At 56.5% G+C, this 15,548-nt stretch carries 17 protein-coding genes; 6 read left to right on the forward strand and 11 right to left on the reverse strand.

The window, feature by feature from the left end; genetic code table 11:
- The first annotated feature begins 23 nt into the window (after window positions 1-23).
- From trmFO to gluQRS, 3 genes are read left to right on the forward strand one after another with little or no spacing between them, the layout of a single operon-like run.
- Entirely contained in the window at window positions 24-1,364 is a 1,341-nt protein-coding gene (gene trmFO, locus GOV91_RS02345; protein ID WP_171234304.1) for a methylenetetrahydrofolate--tRNA-(uracil(54)-C(5))-methyltransferase (FADH(2)-oxidizing) TrmFO, read from the forward strand.
- Between the two features lie 37 nt (window positions 1,365-1,401).
- Window positions 1,402-2,016 (forward strand): class I SAM-dependent methyltransferase, encoded by a 615-nt coding sequence (locus GOV91_RS02350; RefSeq protein ID WP_171234305.1) that lies wholly within the window; start codon window positions 1,402-1,404, stop codon window positions 2,014-2,016.
- Complete coding sequence (gene gluQRS / locus GOV91_RS02355; RefSeq protein ID WP_171173941.1) at window positions 2,013-2,894, forward strand: tRNA glutamyl-Q(34) synthetase GluQRS; 882 nt, start codon at window positions 2,013-2,015, stop codon at window positions 2,892-2,894. Before GOV91_RS02350 ends, gluQRS begins: the two co-directional genes overlap by 4 nt.
- A gap of 10 nt (window positions 2,895-2,904) precedes the next feature.
- Here the strand turns inward: gluQRS and hisI are convergent, their stop codons facing one another.
- Window positions 2,905-3,276: a phosphoribosyl-AMP cyclohydrolase gene (gene hisI / locus GOV91_RS02360; RefSeq protein ID WP_171173938.1), complete on the reverse strand. Its 372-nt coding sequence runs from the start codon at window positions 3,274-3,276 to the stop codon at window positions 2,905-2,907.
- A 67-nt stretch (window positions 3,277-3,343) separates the two neighbouring features.
- On the opposite strand from hisI, the gene GOV91_RS02365 reads away from it, so the two are divergent.
- A complete protein-coding gene (locus GOV91_RS02365) occupies window positions 3,344-3,796 on the forward strand; it encodes an iron-sulfur cluster assembly scaffold protein (protein ID WP_171234306.1) in 453 nt (150 codons plus the stop codon).
- Between the two features lie 70 nt (window positions 3,797-3,866).
- Here GOV91_RS02365 and GOV91_RS02370 read toward each other — a convergent pair whose 3' ends face one another.
- The 6 genes from GOV91_RS02370 to GOV91_RS02390 all read right to left on the reverse strand — a co-directional run bounded on the left by GOV91_RS02370 (window position 3,867) and on the right by GOV91_RS02390 (window position 9,962).
- Window positions 3,867-4,028, reverse strand: coding sequence for a hypothetical protein (locus GOV91_RS02370; protein ID WP_171234307.1), 162 nt, complete (start codon window positions 4,026-4,028; stop codon window positions 3,867-3,869).
- A gap of 140 nt (window positions 4,029-4,168) precedes the next feature.
- Window positions 4,169-4,291 carry a hypothetical protein gene (locus tag GOV91_RS22805; protein WP_256368504.1) on the reverse strand — a complete coding sequence of 41 codons (123 nt, stop codon included), beginning with the start codon at window positions 4,289-4,291 and terminating at the stop codon, window positions 4,169-4,171.
- 112 nt (window positions 4,292-4,403) lie between these two features.
- Window positions 4,404-6,494, reverse strand: a complete 2,091-nt coding sequence (recG, locus tag GOV91_RS02375; protein ID WP_171234308.1) for an ATP-dependent DNA helicase RecG — start codon at window positions 6,492-6,494, stop codon at window positions 4,404-4,406.
- On the reverse strand, window positions 6,491-8,743 hold the full coding sequence (gene ligA, locus GOV91_RS02380; RefSeq protein ID WP_171234309.1) for an NAD-dependent DNA ligase LigA: 2,253 nt from the start codon (window positions 8,741-8,743) through the stop codon (window positions 6,491-6,493). Before ligA ends, recG begins: the two co-directional genes overlap by 4 nt.
- A 123-nt stretch (window positions 8,744-8,866) precedes the next feature.
- Window positions 8,867-9,583, reverse strand: coding sequence for a response regulator transcription factor CtrA (gene ctrA / locus GOV91_RS02385; RefSeq protein ID WP_171234310.1), 717 nt, complete (start codon window positions 9,581-9,583; stop codon window positions 8,867-8,869).
- An 85-nt stretch (window positions 9,584-9,668) separates the two neighbouring features.
- Window positions 9,669-9,962 carry a DUF1153 domain-containing protein gene (locus tag GOV91_RS02390; protein WP_171234311.1) on the reverse strand — a complete coding sequence of 98 codons (294 nt, stop codon included), beginning with the start codon at window positions 9,960-9,962 and terminating at the stop codon, window positions 9,669-9,671.
- Between the two features lie 130 nt (window positions 9,963-10,092).
- Here GOV91_RS02390 and mnmA point away from each other — a divergent pair, with 130 nt between their 5' ends.
- Both mnmA and GOV91_RS02400 read left to right on the forward strand, forming a co-directional pair.
- The gene (gene mnmA, locus GOV91_RS02395) at window positions 10,093-11,238 is read left to right on the forward strand and encodes a tRNA 2-thiouridine(34) synthase MnmA (RefSeq protein ID WP_171234312.1); all 1,146 of its coding nucleotides are present in this window, start codon (window positions 10,093-10,095) and stop codon (window positions 11,236-11,238) included.
- A 70-nt stretch (window positions 11,239-11,308) separates the two neighbouring features.
- Window positions 11,309-12,376: a hypothetical protein gene (locus tag GOV91_RS02400; RefSeq protein WP_171234313.1), complete on the forward strand. Its 1,068-nt coding sequence runs from the start codon at window positions 11,309-11,311 to the stop codon at window positions 12,374-12,376.
- Here GOV91_RS02400 and GOV91_RS02405 read toward each other — a convergent pair.
- The 4 genes from GOV91_RS02405 to GOV91_RS02420 all read right to left on the reverse strand — a co-directional run bounded on the left by GOV91_RS02405 (window position 12,373) and on the right by GOV91_RS02420 (window position 15,544).
- Window positions 12,373-12,918 carry a carboxymuconolactone decarboxylase family protein gene (locus GOV91_RS02405; RefSeq protein ID WP_171234314.1) on the reverse strand — a complete coding sequence of 182 codons (546 nt, stop codon included), beginning with the start codon at window positions 12,916-12,918 and terminating at the stop codon, window positions 12,373-12,375. The two genes, GOV91_RS02400 and GOV91_RS02405, sit on opposite strands and share 4 nt — an antisense overlap.
- 97 nt (window positions 12,919-13,015) lie before the next feature.
- Window positions 13,016-13,591, reverse strand: coding sequence for a hypothetical protein (locus GOV91_RS02410; RefSeq protein WP_171234315.1), 576 nt, complete (start codon window positions 13,589-13,591; stop codon window positions 13,016-13,018).
- The gene (gene lpxB, locus GOV91_RS02415) at window positions 13,584-14,750 is read right to left on the reverse strand and encodes a lipid-A-disaccharide synthase (RefSeq protein WP_171234316.1); all 1,167 of its coding nucleotides are present in this window, start codon (window positions 14,748-14,750) and stop codon (window positions 13,584-13,586) included. The genes GOV91_RS02410 and lpxB overlap by 8 nt, the downstream gene beginning before the upstream one ends.
- On the reverse strand, window positions 14,750-15,544 hold the full coding sequence (locus GOV91_RS02420; RefSeq protein WP_171234317.1) for an LpxI family protein: 795 nt from the start codon (window positions 15,542-15,544) through the stop codon (window positions 14,750-14,752). Before GOV91_RS02420 ends, lpxB begins: the two co-directional genes overlap by 1 nt.
- Between the last annotated feature and the right edge of the window lie 4 nt (window positions 15,545-15,548).

Below are 15,548 nucleotides of genomic sequence, written 5' to 3' on the forward strand. Positions count from 1 at the left end.
TGGTCTGTCCTATGTGGCAGCGCATGACACAAGTTTTGCACATTGTAGGCGGCGGCATGGCCGGATCCGAGGCGGCGTGGCAAGCGGCGGAAATGGGCGTTGACGTGATGATTCACGAAATGCGCCCAACCGTTGGCACCTTTGCCCATCAAACCGGCAATCTGGCTGAAATGGTCTGTTCGAACTCATTTCGGTCGGATGATGACGAACAGAATGCTGTGGGCCTGCTGCATTGGGAAATGCGGGCTGCCAACGGGCTGATCATGACAACGGCCGACGCCCATCGCCTGCCCGCAGGAGGGGCGCTTGCGGTGGATCGTGACCCTTTTGCCGAAAGCGTCACCGCAAAACTCCGCGCCCACCCACGCGTTTCGGTCACGGATGAAGAAGTGACCACCCTGCCCGATGACGACCAATGGATCTTTGCAACAGGGCCCTTGACCTCGCCAGCACTGGGCGAAGCGATCCGCTCGGAAACTGGTGCCGAGGCGCTGGCCTTCTTTGATGCCATTGCGCCCATCGTTTATGCCGAGAGCATCGATATGTCGAAGGCCTGGATGCAGTCGCGGTACGACAAAGGCGAAACAGAAGAAGAGCGCACAGCCTATCTGAACTGCCCGATGGACCGTGATCAGTATGAGGCGTTCATCGACGCACTTCTGGCTGCTGACAAGACCGAGTTCCATGAGGGCGAAACAGCCGGTTACTTTGACGGCTGCCTGCCCATCGAGGTCATGGCAGAACGCGGGCGCGAAACCTTGCGCCATGGCCCTATGAAACCGGTCGGCCTGACCAATCCACATGCACCGGACGTCAAACCTCATGCCGTGGTGCAGCTGCGCCGCGACAATGCACTGGGCACGTTGTTCAACATCGTCGGCTTCCAGACCAAGATGAAATACGGTGCCCAGACCGAGGTGTTCCGAATGATCCCCGGCCTGGAAAGCGCCAGCTTTGCTCGCTTGGGCGGCATTCACCGCAACACATTCATCAACTCACCCACATTGCTTGACGCGCAGATGCGGCTGAAATCCAAGCCGAATATCCGGTTCGCCGGGCAGATCACGGGCGTCGAAGGGTATGTTGAAAGCGCCGCAATGGGTTTGCTGGCAGGGCGTTTGGCAGCAGCAGAAATACTTGGGCGTGATCTGCCGGACGTGCCGCAGGACAGCGCAATGGGCGCTTTGATTCATCACATTACCGGTGGGGCCGAGGCAAAGACCTTTCAGCCAATGAATGTGAATTTTGGCCTGTTCCGACCGGTAGAAGGCCTTAAGGGTGGTCGTCGAGGCCGGAAGGACCGGTACAAGGCCTATACCGACCGCGCCAAGTCAGAATGGAGCACCTGGTTGGAGCATTGCTGACTGGACGCACAATACGGTCTCGGCCTAGCATGCGGGTATGACCGACAAGTTCCTAGACAGCACCTACAACCTCGACACGCCACAAGAAACAGAATCGCACTACAAGAACTGGGCGGCGACCTATGATAAAGAGGTCGAAGATCATGGATATGTCACGCCAGGTCGCGTGGCGGCGGCGTTGTGGTCTGCCCACCCCCACCCTGAAACCCCGGTGCTGGACTTTGGATGTGGAACCGGAATGTCCGGTCAGGCTTTGCGCTCAGTCGGGTTCGAGACTATCGATGGCATGGATCCCACTCCCAAAATGCTGGAAGAGGCAAATGCTAAGGGTGTGTACAGAAAGCTGACCGGCTTCGATATCACCAAGCCAGCTCCGCTCAAACGTGGTGCATATTCGATTGTCACAGCCATCGGTGTCATCGGTAAGGGCGCTGCCCCGGCAGAGACAATCGACGCTTTGATGCATGCTTTACCCAAAGGAGGGCTGTTTGCGTTTTCTTTGAATGATCACGCGCTGGCAGATCACACTTTCACCTGCCGCGTTACGGATTGGGTCGACATGGGGGCCGCACGTTTGCTATTTCGTGAACATGGGCCGCATCTACCCGGAGTCAACCTTAACGCTGACGTGTATATAATAGAAAAAGCGTGACTTTCCTGACGCGCTTTGCGCCATCTCCAACCGGGCCACTTCATCTGGGCCACGCTTATTCCGCATTGATGGCCAACGACATGGCCAAAGCTGAAAGTGGTCAGTTCCTGCTGCGGATCGAGGATATCGACCAATCCCGTTCGCGTCGGCATTGGGAGGATCAGATATATGATGATCTGACCTGGCTGGGCCTGAATTGGCCACGTCCTGTTATGCGCCAATCGGATCGCATGGCGGTTTACGATGCCGCCCTGGATCAACTCTGGGCGCGGGGCTTTCTGTATCCCTGCACCTGCAACCGCAAAGATATTGCCGCTGCAGCCAGCGCTCCGCAGGAAGGCGCACCGCTGCACGGGCCTGACGGAATAATCTATCCCGGGACCTGTCGTAAATCCAATGCAAGCAAAGACTTAACCCAACACCTTCGCCCAAAACACGAAGCTGTACGGCTGGACATTTCCAAGGCTTGTCAAGCGATTCAGGAGAGGTCCAGACTTCAGTTCACTGAACTCGGTTCCGGCCCCGACGGGGAAACAGGTGTAATCACCTTCACTCCGGATGAGATGGAAACAACCGTCGGAGATGTTGTTCTCTCCCGCCGCGACATGGGCACGTCTTACCATCTGTCCGTTGTCCTGGACGACGCGGCGCAAGGAATCACGCGTGTTGTTCGGGGTCGGGATCTGTTCGAAGCGACCCGCATCCATGTTCTGCTTCAGGTTCTATTGGATTTACCAACGCCCGAGTATTTTCACCACGATCTGATCCGTGATGATGCAGGCAAACGATTGGCCAAGCGCGACGATGCGCGTGCGATCGCAAAATATCGCGCTGAAGGCGCCAGCCCCGCAGACATTCGGCGTATGGTCGGGCTTTGATCCGGCGCGCTTATTCCATCGGAGCCATCAATTCTGTCTCGGCCCCGTCACGAACAGCAGTATAAAAGCAGGTCCGGCGATTTGTGTGGCAAGCAGCCCCGGTCTGACGCACCAGTACCAGAAGGCAATCGCGGTCACAATCGATCCGAAAATCCACAAGCTCTTGCGTGTGGCCTGATGTTTCGCCCTTGATCCAGAAAGACTGACGAGACCGCGACCAATAGGTCACCCTGCCCGTTTCCAGCGTCTTTTCAACGGCCTGAGCATTCATCCAAGCCATCATCAGAACCTCGCCCGACGCGTCATCCTGTGCGATTGCAGGGATCAGGCCCGCCTCGTTATATTTCAATGTCGATGGGTCAAATATGACAGGCTCAGTCATCTCGAAAAACCTTTTGCATCCGGTGGGCTGGCCACTATGTATGAGGAACACACGACGAGGGAAAGCCATGAGCGGCGAGAACGACCTGATAAAGTTGTATTCCGGGCGCATCCTAGCGCTGGCGGCGGATATTCCGCATCTTGACCGTCTGGACGACCCAGATGCAACGGTCAAGAAACGGTCTCCGCTGTGCGGCTCGACCGTGACAGTGGATGTCAAGGTTCAGGACGGCCGGGTGCGTGCCTTTGGTCAGGACGTCAAAGCCTGCGCCTTGGGTCAAGCTTCTGCCGCGGTCGTGGGGGATGCGATCATTGGCGCGACGCGTGCTCAGGTCGAAGCTGCTCGCGATCAGTTGGCTGCAATGCTGAAAAAAGATGGACCTGCTCCAGATGCTCCCTTCGACGGGCTCGAAGTCCTTATGCCGGCACGGGATTATAAGAACCGGCACGCCTCGATCCTTCTGGCGCTGGATGCCACAGCCGAGGCCATGGCACAGGCCGAACAGGCCCATTGCGCATAAACTTGGCAAACTAAAGTAAACCTGTTCCGCCTCAGGTCAGATTTCAGGAGGAATGGGTTAGAACAATCTACTAGAGCATTTCGTCACGCTTTGGGTTGTTATTGACCCGATCGGGACAATAGCTGCGATTATCGCGCTCAACTCTGTCATGTCCGCGCTGCTTGGGATCTTCAAAACTGGTCTGCTGAAAAAAACCGCCGCTCCTTCCGGGCGAAAGGGCGGCGGCAGGCATTGCGTGTCTCGTGTGGGGTCCGGTTCACCGCGCGGGGCCGAGGCATGGCCCCTCAAGGGGTTTGGGACAGGCAGGTCACCCTTGACTGAAATGGGGATGACAGCGCGGTTTTTTCGGCACGAGATCGCAGGCAGAAAGGCTTAGAAACCAACCGGCAGGTGCAAAGCTACCATCAGGATCACGACCAAAGACATCACGCCAACCGCATCCTGAAAAATGGTCGATTGCGCGCGGGTGAAAGCGGTCTTGATCTGGGTCAGCATAGGGTCACCTCCGGTCAGAGCTTTAATCCTTTGTTGACCTTTTGTTCTCATATTTAACCGAGTCGGTAAAGAACTTTTTAAGAACATTTGTGAACTTTTTAGAACACTTCACCTAACCCACTGAAATTAAACGGATAGTCTGATCTTGTTTCATCAACCACAAAAGAACACGCGCGGCACGGCCCCGTTCCGACGTCAGTTTCGGGTCTGCATTCAGCAATGCGCGCGCATCTGATTGGGCGACAGCCATCAATCCGGCCTGACGTTCAAGATCGGCGATATGGAACTTAGGAAGGCCGGATTGTGCGGTCCCGATCAGATCCCCGGCCCCGCGCATCACAAGATCGGTTTCGGAAATGCGGAACCCATCCTCGGTTTCCCGCAAAACCTCCAGCCGTCTGCGCCCACCTTCGCTGAGCGGCGGTTGGTACATTAGCAGGCAGGTTGAGTCCGCGTCGCCACGCCCCACACGCCCTCGCAATTGGTGTAACTGCGCAAGCCCGAAAATCTCGGCCCGTTCAATCACCATGATCGTGGCGTTGGGAACATTGACCCCAACCTCGATCACAGTAGTCGCCACAAGAACCTTGGTGTCACCGTTCTGAAACGCGCTCATCGCCGCGTCTTTGTCAGTGGGCGGCATCTGCCCATGGACCAGCCCCACAACGCCTTCCCCCAGAATGGCACGCAGACGTTTGAACCGTTCTTCGGCGGCGGTCAGGTCTGAAACCTCGGATTCATCGACCAATGGGCAGACCCAGTAACACTGTCGCCCCTCTTCAATCGCGCGGCGAAGATGCGACACGACCTCATCCATACGCTGCGTGCTGACAATCGCCGTTTTGATCGGTTTTCGCCCGGGCGGTTTTTCGTCCAGAACCGAGACATCCATGTCCCCGTATTGCGCAAGCGCCAGGCTTCGCGGGATTGGAGTTGCCGTCATCACCAGAACGTCGGCACCCTGCCCTTTTTCCGACAGTTCCATCCGTTGCCGAACACCAAAGCGGTGCTGTTCATCGACGATGGCCAAGCGCAGAGCCTTGAACTCCACGTCACTTTGAAACACCGCATGGGTGCCGACCAGTATCTGAATACTACCTTGTTTCAGCGCCTCAAGCTTGGCACGACGCTCAGCACCCTTATCTCGCCCCGTGAGCAGTTCCAAAACCACCCCGGCCTCTTCGGCCAGTGGCCGCAACCCTTCCAGATGCTGGCGTGCAAGAATCTCGGTCGGGGCCATCATCACACCCTGCCCGCCTGCTTCGACCGCAATCAACAGCGCCATGAAGGCCACTAGTGTCTTACCCGCCCCCACATCACCCTGAAGCAGTCGGTTCATCCGAGCGTCCGAAGCCATATCCGCCGCGATCTCTTCGATCGCGCGGTTTTGAGCCCCGGTCGGATGATAAGGAAGGCTGGCCAACACCTTGGATTGCAACCTCCCGGTCGCGACACTAACAATTCCACGAGATTTACGTTCCCGTTGGCGGGCCAATGCCAGGGTCAACTGATGCGCAAATAATTCGTCATAGGCCAAACGCTGCCGCGCGGGTGCAAAGGGGGCGACATCATCTGCCCCCTGCGGATTGTGACCGGAGCGAATGGCTGAAGCCCAATCCGGCCAATTTTGTTGCGCCACCTGAGCGGGTTCGATCCATTCCTCAAGCTCAGGCGCCCGCGCCAACGCGCTGCGACTGGCCTTGAACGCGGTTTTCTGGGTCAGCCCTTGTGTCAGATGGTAGACAGGTTCAAATTCCGGGATCTCTCGGGCCTTTTCTACTGGCAGCATATGATCCGGATGCACCATTTGGGCCATACCGTCGAACAATTCCAACTTACCGGAAATCACCCGGCGCGATCCCTCAGGCAGCACCTTTTTCAGATAATCTCCGCGCGCATGAAAGAAGACCAACTGAAAATCGGCCTGACTGTCTTCGACATGAACACGATAGGCCCCACCCTTACTGCGTGGCGGGCGATGCGTGCCCACAGTGACCTCAACTGTCAACGTGGAAGGCAAATCAGCGCCTTGGATCGTATCACGCCTACGACGGTCAACCACTGCGTAGGGCAAACCAAACAAAACATCGCGCGGACTTTCCACGCCGGTCTGCGCCATGACTTGCGCGGTTTTGGGACCGACACCATCGAGCGTCTCCAAATCCGCAAAAAGCGGAAAAAGCTGTTCCGGCCGTCCGCTCATGCGCCTTCGATCAGCTGCAACCAGCCATCCTCGTCCAAGGTTTCGATACCCAGTTCTGCGGCCTTTTTGGCTTTCGATCCGGCACCCGGTCCTGCAACCAAAATATCAGTTTTCTTGCTGACAGATCCCGAAACTTTCGCACCCAATGCCTCGGCCCGAGCCTTAGCTTCAGCTCGCGTCATCTTTTCCAGCGTCCCGGTAAACACCACGGTTTTTCCTGCCACCGGGCTGTCCGATGCGGGTGCATCCGGAGCAATGACGGTCAACTCCTGTCGTAGCGTATCAAATGCGCGCCTCTCTTCCTCATTTGCAAAAGCATCTGAAAGGGAAAGGCCAAGCGTCGCGCCGATCCCATCAATCCCGATCAGATCAGCCCAGGCTGCATTGGCCTCTGAAGAAACGCAGGCCGTTGCGATAGCCGCATCACGCACTTCCTTGACGCGGGCACGACGGCCCTCGGTCGCCGCTGTCGCTCGTTCCGCATCTTCGGCCTCATCGGCTTGCCGCTGCGCCAAAGCCGCCGGGCGAGCAGCATCCAACGCCTGCGCCATGGCATCCCACTCACGGTAATACAACGCCAAATCGCGCGCGCCAACTTCGCCCACATGCCGAATACCCAAGGCAAACAGTAGGCGCGCAAATGGAATTTTGCGTTTTTCGTCAATCGCAGCAAACAGATTTCCGGCCGAGGTCTCGCCCCATCCATCCCGGTTTTTCAACCGGGCCAGATTACCGTTGTCGCGCTGTTCCAATGTGAAGATGTCAGCAGGGGTGTTAATCGGAAGGACCGGGTCATCGTAAAACATTTCAATCTGTTTTGCGCCCAGGCCTTCGATATCAAACGCCTTGCGAGACACAAAATGTTTTAATTTTTCTACCGCTTGCGCCGGACAAATCAAACCGCCCGTACAGCGGCGCACGGCATCGCCTTCCTCGCGAATAGCCGCACTACCGCATTCAGGACATTCTTGCGGAAACGGAAATGTCTCAGTGTTCTCAGGGCGTTTGGTCAGATCGACATCGGCAACTTTCGGGATCACGTCACCCGCGCGATAAACCTGTACCCAGTCCCCGACACGTATATCCTTGCCTTCTCGGATCGTACTGCCCTTGGCATCGCGCCCGGCAATGTAGTCTTCGTTATGCAAAGTGGCATTCGAAACCACAACGCCGCCAACTGTCACTGGATGCAAACGGGCCACGGGGCTGAGCGCACCAGTGCGGCCAACTTGAATGTCGATTGCCTCTAGCCTCGTCCAGGCCAGTTCGGCGGGGAACTTATGCGCAATTGCCCATCGCGGCGTAGTAGAGCGAAACCCCAAACGCGCCTGAAGCGACAAATTGTTGACCTTGTAGACAACCCCGTCAATGTCATATCCCAAGGTGGACCGTTGCGCCTCGATTTCCCGATAGTGCGCGATCATCTCTTGGGTCGTCTGACATAGGCGCGTCAGTGTATTTGTCGAAAACCCAAGAGATTGCAGTCGCTCAATCGCACCCAATTGTGTGTCTGCCAAGGGTTCGGACACCTCACCCCACGCATAGGCAAAAAACTTTAGGGGTCGGGATCGCGTGATTTCCGCATCTATTTGCCGTAAAGACCCGGCCGCTGCGTTACGTGGATTGGCAAAGGGCTTTCCACCTCGTTCTGCTTGCCGCGCATTCAGCGCCTCGAAATCGGCATGAGACATATAGACCTCGCCACGGACCTCAAGCACTTCGAGCGCGCCATTCAACTGCTGAGGAATATCCGAGACGGTACGCGCATTCGCCGTCACATTCTCGCCGACCTCACCGTCCCCTCGCGTCGCGGCCTGAACAAGTTGGCCGTTTTCATAGCGCAAGGACAGCGACAGACCGTCAATCTTTGGTTCAGCCGTGAAAGACAATGGCTCATCGGAGCCCAGACCCAGGTACTTTCGAATCGATCTGTCAAAATCGGCCACGTCCTCGTCATCGAAGGCATTGCCCAGCGACATCATACGAACAGCATGCGTTACCTTCGAAAACCCGTCCGCTGCCTTGGCGCCGACTTGGTCCGACGGGCTGTCATCACGTTTGAGGTTGGGGAATCGCGCCTCAATCTCAGAGTTTCGGCGCTTCAACGCATCGTATTCCGCATCCGAAATTTCAGGCGCGTCTGTCCCATGATACAGCGTGTTTGCCCGAGACAGCACAGCCGCAAGGCGCGCCAATTCGGCGCGCGCTTGGTCTTCGGTCAGATCAGATATGGAAATGGAGTTGCTCATGGCCTCGCCCTGTCACGCGTTCTTGGACCTCAGTGATAGGGCGAGGCCATGGCCAGGTCCAGACGTGCTGAGCCGTGAGTGTAAAGTGCCGCCCTGGACCACCAGCGGCACGGGTGGTTCCAATCAGAGACCGACAGCCATCCGCGTCTCGTCGAGAGTATTGCTTTGCGGATCGCGCAGCACATAGCCGCGCCCCCAGACGGTTTCGATATAATTCTCGCCGCCGGTCGCATTGCTGAGCTTTTTGCGCAGTTTGCAGATGAACACGTCGATGATCTTCAGTTCAGGTTCATCCATGCCGCCATAGAGGTGATTCAGGAACATCTCTTTGGTAAGGGTCGTGCCCTTACGCAAGCTAAGCAGTTCAAGCATTTGATATTCCTTGCCGGTCAGATGAACAGTCTTTCCGTCCACCTCAACGGTTTTGGCATCCAGGTTTACCGCAACCCGACCGGTGTGAATGATGGACTGCGAATGCCCCTTCGACCGGCGGATAATGGCGTGAATACGCGCTACCAGTTCTTCGCGGTGGAAGGGTTTGGTCAGGTAATCATCCGCTCCAAAACCAAAGCCTTTGATCTTGCTTTCAGTGTCATCGGCCCCTGACAGAATCAGAATCGGTGTCTCAACCCGTGCGATACGTAACTGGCGCAGCACCTCGTGCCCGTTCATGTCCGGCAAGTTCAGATCCAGCAAAATTAGATCGTAATCATAGAGTTTCGCCAGATCGATTCCTTCCTCGCCAAGATCCGTTGCATAGACGTTGAGGTTTGCATGCGTCAGCATGAGCTCAATGCTTTTAGACGTGGTCGGATCATCCTCGACAAGAAGTACGCGCATTTTTTACTGCTCCAATTCGGTCAACAATTCCAATTAAAAATAAACCTGAACAAGAATGGTTAATCTGACGTTACCGTTGAATCAGTTATTCACACTCTCCCTTAGGTTGTCGATATTTTTTTAGGGCTGTGGCTTTCAGTGCTTCGGCACCATGTTCCGCAACAAGAGACACCCAGCCATTGAACTCCTCATCACTGATCCCGTAATTTTTCTTGGCATCAGACAAGCTGATCAGGCCGTAAAGCACGCCACGCACAACCAAAATCTTGCGTGAGGCCACCCAACGCCGTGTATCAGAAGGTGGCAGATCAGCGCGTGTCAGAATGGTACCGTCAGGCAATGTCACAGACCGAGGGCCTTCCACTTTGTGCAAAAACATCTTTCAACCCTTTTCTTACTGCATCACAGCTGACATCAGGCTACTTAAGAGCGCGTGAAACCGCCCCTTGAGAATGTTTAGAATTTTCTTATATTCCGGCGGTCTTCCTTAACCCGAAACGGAACTGATCATGGCCCTCGATACCGAGACCCCGCTGAACTCGCTTGGTTTTGCAAAGCCGCCTTCGGAAACGCGGGTGGTCGTTGCGATGTCGGGTGGCGTCGACAGCTCGGTTGTGGCGGCCTATCTGGCGGATCAGGGCTATGACGTTGTGGGGGTTACGTTGCAGCTTTATGACCACGGAGCGGCGCTGGCCAAGAAAGGCGCGTGTTGCGCTGGGATCGATATCCACGACGCGCGTCGTGTGGCCGAAGAACGTGGTTTTCCGCATTACGTTCTGGATTATGAGAACATCTTCAAAGATGCTGTGATCGACGAATTCGCCGACAGCTATCTGGCGGGAGCTACCCCTGTGCCCTGCATTCGCTGCAATGAACGGGTGAAGTTCAAGGATTTGCTGGAAACCGCCAAAGATCTTGAGGCCGACTGCATGGCCACCGGCCACTATATCCAACGCAAGATGGGTCCCAACGGACCCGAGTTGCACAGCGCCGAGGATGCGAACCGCGATCAATCTTATTTCCTGTTTTCGACCACACCGGAACAGTTGGATTTCCTGCGTTTTCCTCTGGGCCACCTGCCATCCAAGGACGCAACGCGTGAAATGGCGGCGCAATACGGGTTGTCCGTTGCGGACAAACCCGACAGTCAGGACATTTGCTTTGTGCCAAATGGCAACTATGCCAGCGTGATCGAAAAGCTGCGTCCCGGTGCGGCAGAGCCGGGCGAGATCGTTCACGCGGATGGCCGCGTTCTGGCGCAGCATGATGGCGTGATTCACTACACGATCGGTCAACGGCGCGGTCTTGGCATCGGCGGCCTGACTGAGCCGCTTTATGTCATCAAACTGGACGTCGACAAGAAACAGGTCGTTGTCGGCCCCAAGGAGATGCTGGCCACCCGTGTCGTTCCGGTACGCGAGATCAACTGGCTGGGCGATGAACCTTTCACCTCGCGCGACGAATGGCATCTGTCAGTCAAAGTCCGCTCGACCCGTCCCCCGCGTGAGGCGATTGTTAGGCCCCTGTCCGACACCACAGCCGAGGTCGAACTGCTGACACCCGAGGAAGGTATTTCACCGGGTCAGGCATGTGTGTTTTATGCAGGTGAAGGCAGCCGCATTTTTGGCGGCGGCTGGATCTGGCGTGGATACTGAACAAGTTATTGAAATAGCAGATCGCACAGGATATTTCGGTTTCAAAGTAATACCTTAACCGGAATACACAATGCTTAGACTCTACCGTTTTCTTATTTTGTTCCTGGCTATTCCAGCAATATCGCTGGCTGAGAATGCAGAAGAATGGACCCTGAAAGCGCTGCTTGATGAAGCAGACGGCTGGCAGGCAAGAATACAATGGCGCGATTTCTATGTCAGCCTACGCCTTGAGGACGACCGGGATACACGGTGGTGGTTCAGGTTGGACCACCCGGAGCCGATCGGCATTGATTCAAACCACTTTCAAACCAACCCGGGGCTACAGTTCGGCGCCGGGCTGTTTGGGTCCGAACCTGCGAACGCTTACGATCATGATTTTTTGAATAAACTTTCAGACAGCGACATGCTCGATCAGGCCAATCCCGAGGCTATTGCCAGCTTTGATCGACTTACTTTTTTTGATGAATACGACACCGAGATACTGACCATCCCTGCAAGCGTCTGCGGTGGATGCGCTCGACCTGACGCCTACACCGGAGCCGTCACGATCAGGGTTCCGTTGAGCGATGAGCAGATCCAAATCCTGCGTCACTCGACATATGCAAAATTTTATTACTACAAAGTGAAATCCAAGTTGGAATGGGATGGAGGAAAGACCAGCTTCACTGTTGATCTCGTCGAAGAAGATGGCGATCTGCCTGATGCGATCGACCATCTTTTGCGGATCGCGGACGATCCCAGCCAAGCACCGGAAAAAGATCAACGAGGTTTCTTCGACTCACTGGACGATCAGTATGACGACACTCCGGATGCCACCCCCATCACTGCGGCCAATGGCGTTGCTCATCCTCCAGAAGACGGAATTTATACCCTTCACCCCGGCACATTTGCCTTATGCGAAACTTCGGATTGGGTATCGCATTTTCAGTCTTCAATCGAACTGCAACTCGGTGCCGACGGGCAAAAGGATCGCCATTCAAAGCTTGCTGAACTGGCGACAGCAAATGAATGCAATATCCTGACGACCTATGATCAGATCACCGTGTCCGCCATCGACCATGATGGGGACAGCGTGGCCATTGCGTCTGGAACATTGGAAGGTTGGGTTTTCAGGGAAATCCTTGCAACCGCGAATTAGGCTGAGACCGGTTCGACCTCTGCTTCGATCTGGATCTGAAGGGCATCGTTGAAGCGGTTGAACGCTCCACAAAGGGCGATGCGCCAGGTCAGCTCAACGATCTGCGCATCACTGAACCACTCCCGCAGGTCCGATACTTCGGCGTCCCGCATCCGACCGGATCGTGTTGTCACGGCCTCTGCATAGCGCACCACGGCTTTGTCACAAGCGTCCAGTTCTGGATGATCCTCAACGTCCGGCAGACGCGCAGCACCCTCGGGACTTAGGCCCGCGACGGTCAGCATCGGTGTATGATGTGAAACACAATAGTCGCAGGCGTTTAGCTTGGATACCGTCACCATCGCCAGTTCAAGCGCGCGCTGGGGCAGATTCTGTTGTTCGCGCAATGTGGTCAGCATTCCCGTCACATTTTCCAGAATCGAAGGGCAATAGGCCGCAACACGAGCCCAATTATCGAACGGCCCATATGCGCCCAAAGCCGAATGAGACGCGCGTGCCTCTTCGGTCATTTCTTGATCCGACAATGGGGGAATGCGGGTCATAGCAAAGCTCCTTTTTCGACGAGGATATCGCAGCCCCGTGTCGGTGCACCACCCGGATAAGGATCACATATGCGATATACGGCGTATCCTCTCTCTGTCACATAACATCCGTGGGCGAATTAAAGAGAATATAGAGACCAACACAGACCATGATGTACGGCGCGATCCGATCCAGACGTACGACGCGAGGGCCGAGGCTTTTGGCGCGGGGCGCACCCCACGTCGCAACGGCGACCAGACCGGTGGCAGCCACTACTGCGCCAACCAGCGCAGCAACGCGAAAAGTGGGCGCAGAGTCCGCCAGCAGAGGGGTCATGACCGCGAAACTGTCAATCGAAAGACTTAGGAAAAGCGTCACTACCGAAGTCACGGCCGCATTGGAATCCGCGTCCTGCGCTTCGGCGTCACGATACTGTTTCCAGATACCGCGGAAACCAAAAACCAGGGGCACGATGCCCAGATACCCGATCCAGAACGGGACACCGCTTTGGTTCAGACCAAGCGCGACGGTCATCGCCAGGGTCAGAACAAGGGTTTGAGCAACCGCAAAGCCAATGATGGCGCGACGTTGTTCCATCACCAAAATCAGACCCAACAAGACGGCCAAATTATCGAGATTGGTGGATACCATCGCGATCCCGGCAGACACCGCGAACAGCGCATGATCAAGCATAATCGACCTGCATTCTGTCCAACACAGCCCGCGCGGCCCGCAAACCGGGGGCTTCGCCACCTCGGCCCAATTGGTCCATGGTTAGCCTCATGGCAAGCTGCTGCGCATCCGGGGCGTTGATCACATTGCGCAAGGCGTCGGCGATCTTTGCTGGTACGCACTCATCCAGCAGACATTCCGGCACAGCGCGCGTATCTGACACCAGATTAACCAGCGTTACGGTGTCCAGTTTGACCATCCGCTCGGCCATCTTCTGTGTCAGCCAGTTGAGTTTGTAGGCAATGACCATGGGCGTGTTCTGCGCAGCAAGCTCAAGTGACACGGTTCCCGACGCCGCAAGCGCCAAACTGGCCGCGCCAAACGCGGAACGCTTATTGGCAAGCGCTTGATCCGCGCCTTCATAGCGCGGGTCCAGCACTACCGGGTCTCCGGGCCAGCCCGCGACCCGCTCTTTGACAAGCTCGGTTGTCGCGCCAACGGTCGGGATCACCACGCGGTAGCCCGGATGAGCCTCGATAAACAGCCGCAATGCACGGCCAAAGGACTCTGCCAGCCGTTCAATCTCGCCCCGACGTGATCCGGGCAAGGCCAACAGGATCGGCGCATCCCCCAGATCAAAGCGGTTCCGAAACGCGGCGATGTCTTCCGGCGTGGCCACAGGCTCGCTGGCCACGGGGTGACCGACAAAATCGCACTCCATCCCTGCCCGTTCCATATACGGCGGCTCAAAAGGAAGCAGCGCCAGCACATGGTCAATAACCTTGGCCATCTTATCGGCCCGCCCCGGCCGCCAGGCCCAGACACTAGGGGCGACATAGTGAACTGTGCGGATGTTGCTTGCGGCCTTTACAATCTTGGCAACACGCAGGCTAAAATCCGGACTGTCGATGGTGATCAACACATCCGGTTTTGTATCCAGCACGGCCTGCGCGGTCTCGGAGATTCGGCGCTTGAGGTGAAAGAACTTCGGCAGAACTTCGACAAGGCCCATGACTGAAAGCTCGGACATGGGAAACCGGCTGGTCAGACCCTGCGCCTCCATCAGCGGGCCACCGACCCCGTCAAATTCCACATCGGGGATCAGAGTCTTCAAGCCTGCCATCAACGCGCCACCCAGCCGGTCGCCCGAAGGTTCTCCGGCGACCAGAAAGACACGCATCAGGCCGCCCGCTCGCGGATGTATAGGAACAGGCCCAGACGGTTACATTCTGCGATGACCTGCTCTTGCCGCAGCACAAGCACGCCGCCTTTTTCCAATACGATTCCGGACAACCCGGCCGCAACCGCATCGGTGACGGTATCGGGTCCGATGGCCGGTAGATCGGCGCGCCGGTCCTGACCGGGTTTGGGCCCTTTGAACAGTATTCCTCCGCCCGCATCTGGTCGTTGGGTCAAAGATTTCAGCATCCAAGCGGTGCCGAATATCCCTTCAATCGCCAGGGCCTGGCCATTTAACACAGCGCAGGCTTGCCCTGTATCTGCGGCCCCCATTGCACGCAGAATACCTGAAGCACGGACCGCATCGGCCATGTCGGCCTCGGAGGGTTGGGCATCCGTCAGACAGCCCAATGGAGGAAGCAACCCCGGCGCAATTTCGTGTGCGGCCCGCATTTGCAGCCCTGCATCTTCAAGGATTCCGATGACCGCACGCAACGCGCCGTCATCTCCGGACATGATTGCCTTTTGGATCACCGGAACCAATGGTAGCGTCGCGGCGTCAATGCGGCTTGGGTCGATAGCCGGGCGCTGAACCGCACCGGCCAGACAAATCTGCGTCACGCCCCGCGCCTTCAGATCGGCGATGAAGCTGCCCAGCTGTTCCAGCGGAAACACAATATCCGCCGTCAAATCGTCAGGTAGAAACCCTTCCATTGCGCAGATCAAAGGTCGTTCGGTCAACTGTGCCACCACTTCGGTCGGCAATGCCCCTGTTCCCGCAATCAACGCCAGCATGGGT

Origin of the sequence: Ruegeria sp. HKCCA6837 (assembly GCF_013034475.1) — a bacterium.
GTDB lineage: Bacteria > Pseudomonadota > Alphaproteobacteria > Rhodobacterales > Rhodobacteraceae > Ruegeria.

Bases quoted from the DNA above. Each gene is read 5' to 3' on its own strand.
- GOV91_RS22805 (WP_256368504.1), bottom strand. From the start codon at position 4,291: ATGCTGACCCAGATCAAGACCGCTTTCACCCGCGCGCAATCGACCATT.
- GOV91_RS02370 (WP_171234307.1), bottom strand. From the start codon at position 4,028: ATGCCTGCCGCCGCCCTTTCGCCCGGAAGGAGCGGCGGTTTTTTTCAG.
- hisI (WP_171173938.1), bottom strand. From the start codon at position 3,276: ATGACTGAGCCTGTCATATTTGACCCATCGACATTGAAATATAACGAG.
- GOV91_RS02405 (WP_171234314.1), bottom strand. From the start codon at position 12,918: ATGACCCGCATTCCCCCATTGTCGGATCAAGAAATGACCGAAGAGGCA.
- GOV91_RS02390 (WP_171234311.1), bottom strand. From the start codon at position 9,962: ATGTTTTTGCACAAAGTGGAAGGCCCTCGGTCTGTGACATTGCCTGAC.
- ligA (WP_171234309.1), bottom strand. From the start codon at position 8,743: ATGAGCAACTCCATTTCCATATCTGATCTGACCGAAGACCAAGCGCGC.
- ctrA (WP_171234310.1), bottom strand. From the start codon at position 9,583: ATGCGCGTACTTCTTGTCGAGGATGATCCGACCACGTCTAAAAGCATT.
- GOV91_RS02365 (WP_171234306.1), top strand. From the start codon at position 3,344: ATGAGCGGCGAGAACGACCTGATAAAGTTGTATTCCGGGCGCATCCTA.
- lpxB (WP_171234316.1), bottom strand. From the start codon at position 14,750: ATGCGTGTCTTTCTGGTCGCCGGAGAACCTTCGGGCGACCGGCTGGGT.
- GOV91_RS02400 (WP_171234313.1), top strand. From the start codon at position 11,309: ATGCTTAGACTCTACCGTTTTCTTATTTTGTTCCTGGCTATTCCAGCA.
- GOV91_RS02420 (WP_171234317.1), bottom strand. From the start codon at position 15,544: ATGCTGGCGTTGATTGCGGGAACAGGGGCATTGCCGACCGAAGTGGTG.
- mnmA (WP_171234312.1), top strand. From the start codon at position 10,093: ATGGCCCTCGATACCGAGACCCCGCTGAACTCGCTTGGTTTTGCAAAG.
- GOV91_RS02350 (WP_171234305.1), top strand. From the start codon at position 1,402: ATGACCGACAAGTTCCTAGACAGCACCTACAACCTCGACACGCCACAA.
- recG (WP_171234308.1), bottom strand. From the start codon at position 6,494: ATGAGCGGACGGCCGGAACAGCTTTTTCCGCTTTTTGCGGATTTGGAG.
- trmFO (WP_171234304.1), top strand. From the start codon at position 24: ATGACACAAGTTTTGCACATTGTAGGCGGCGGCATGGCCGGATCCGAG.
- GOV91_RS02410 (WP_171234315.1), bottom strand. From the start codon at position 13,591: ATGCTTGATCATGCGCTGTTCGCGGTGTCTGCCGGGATCGCGATGGTA.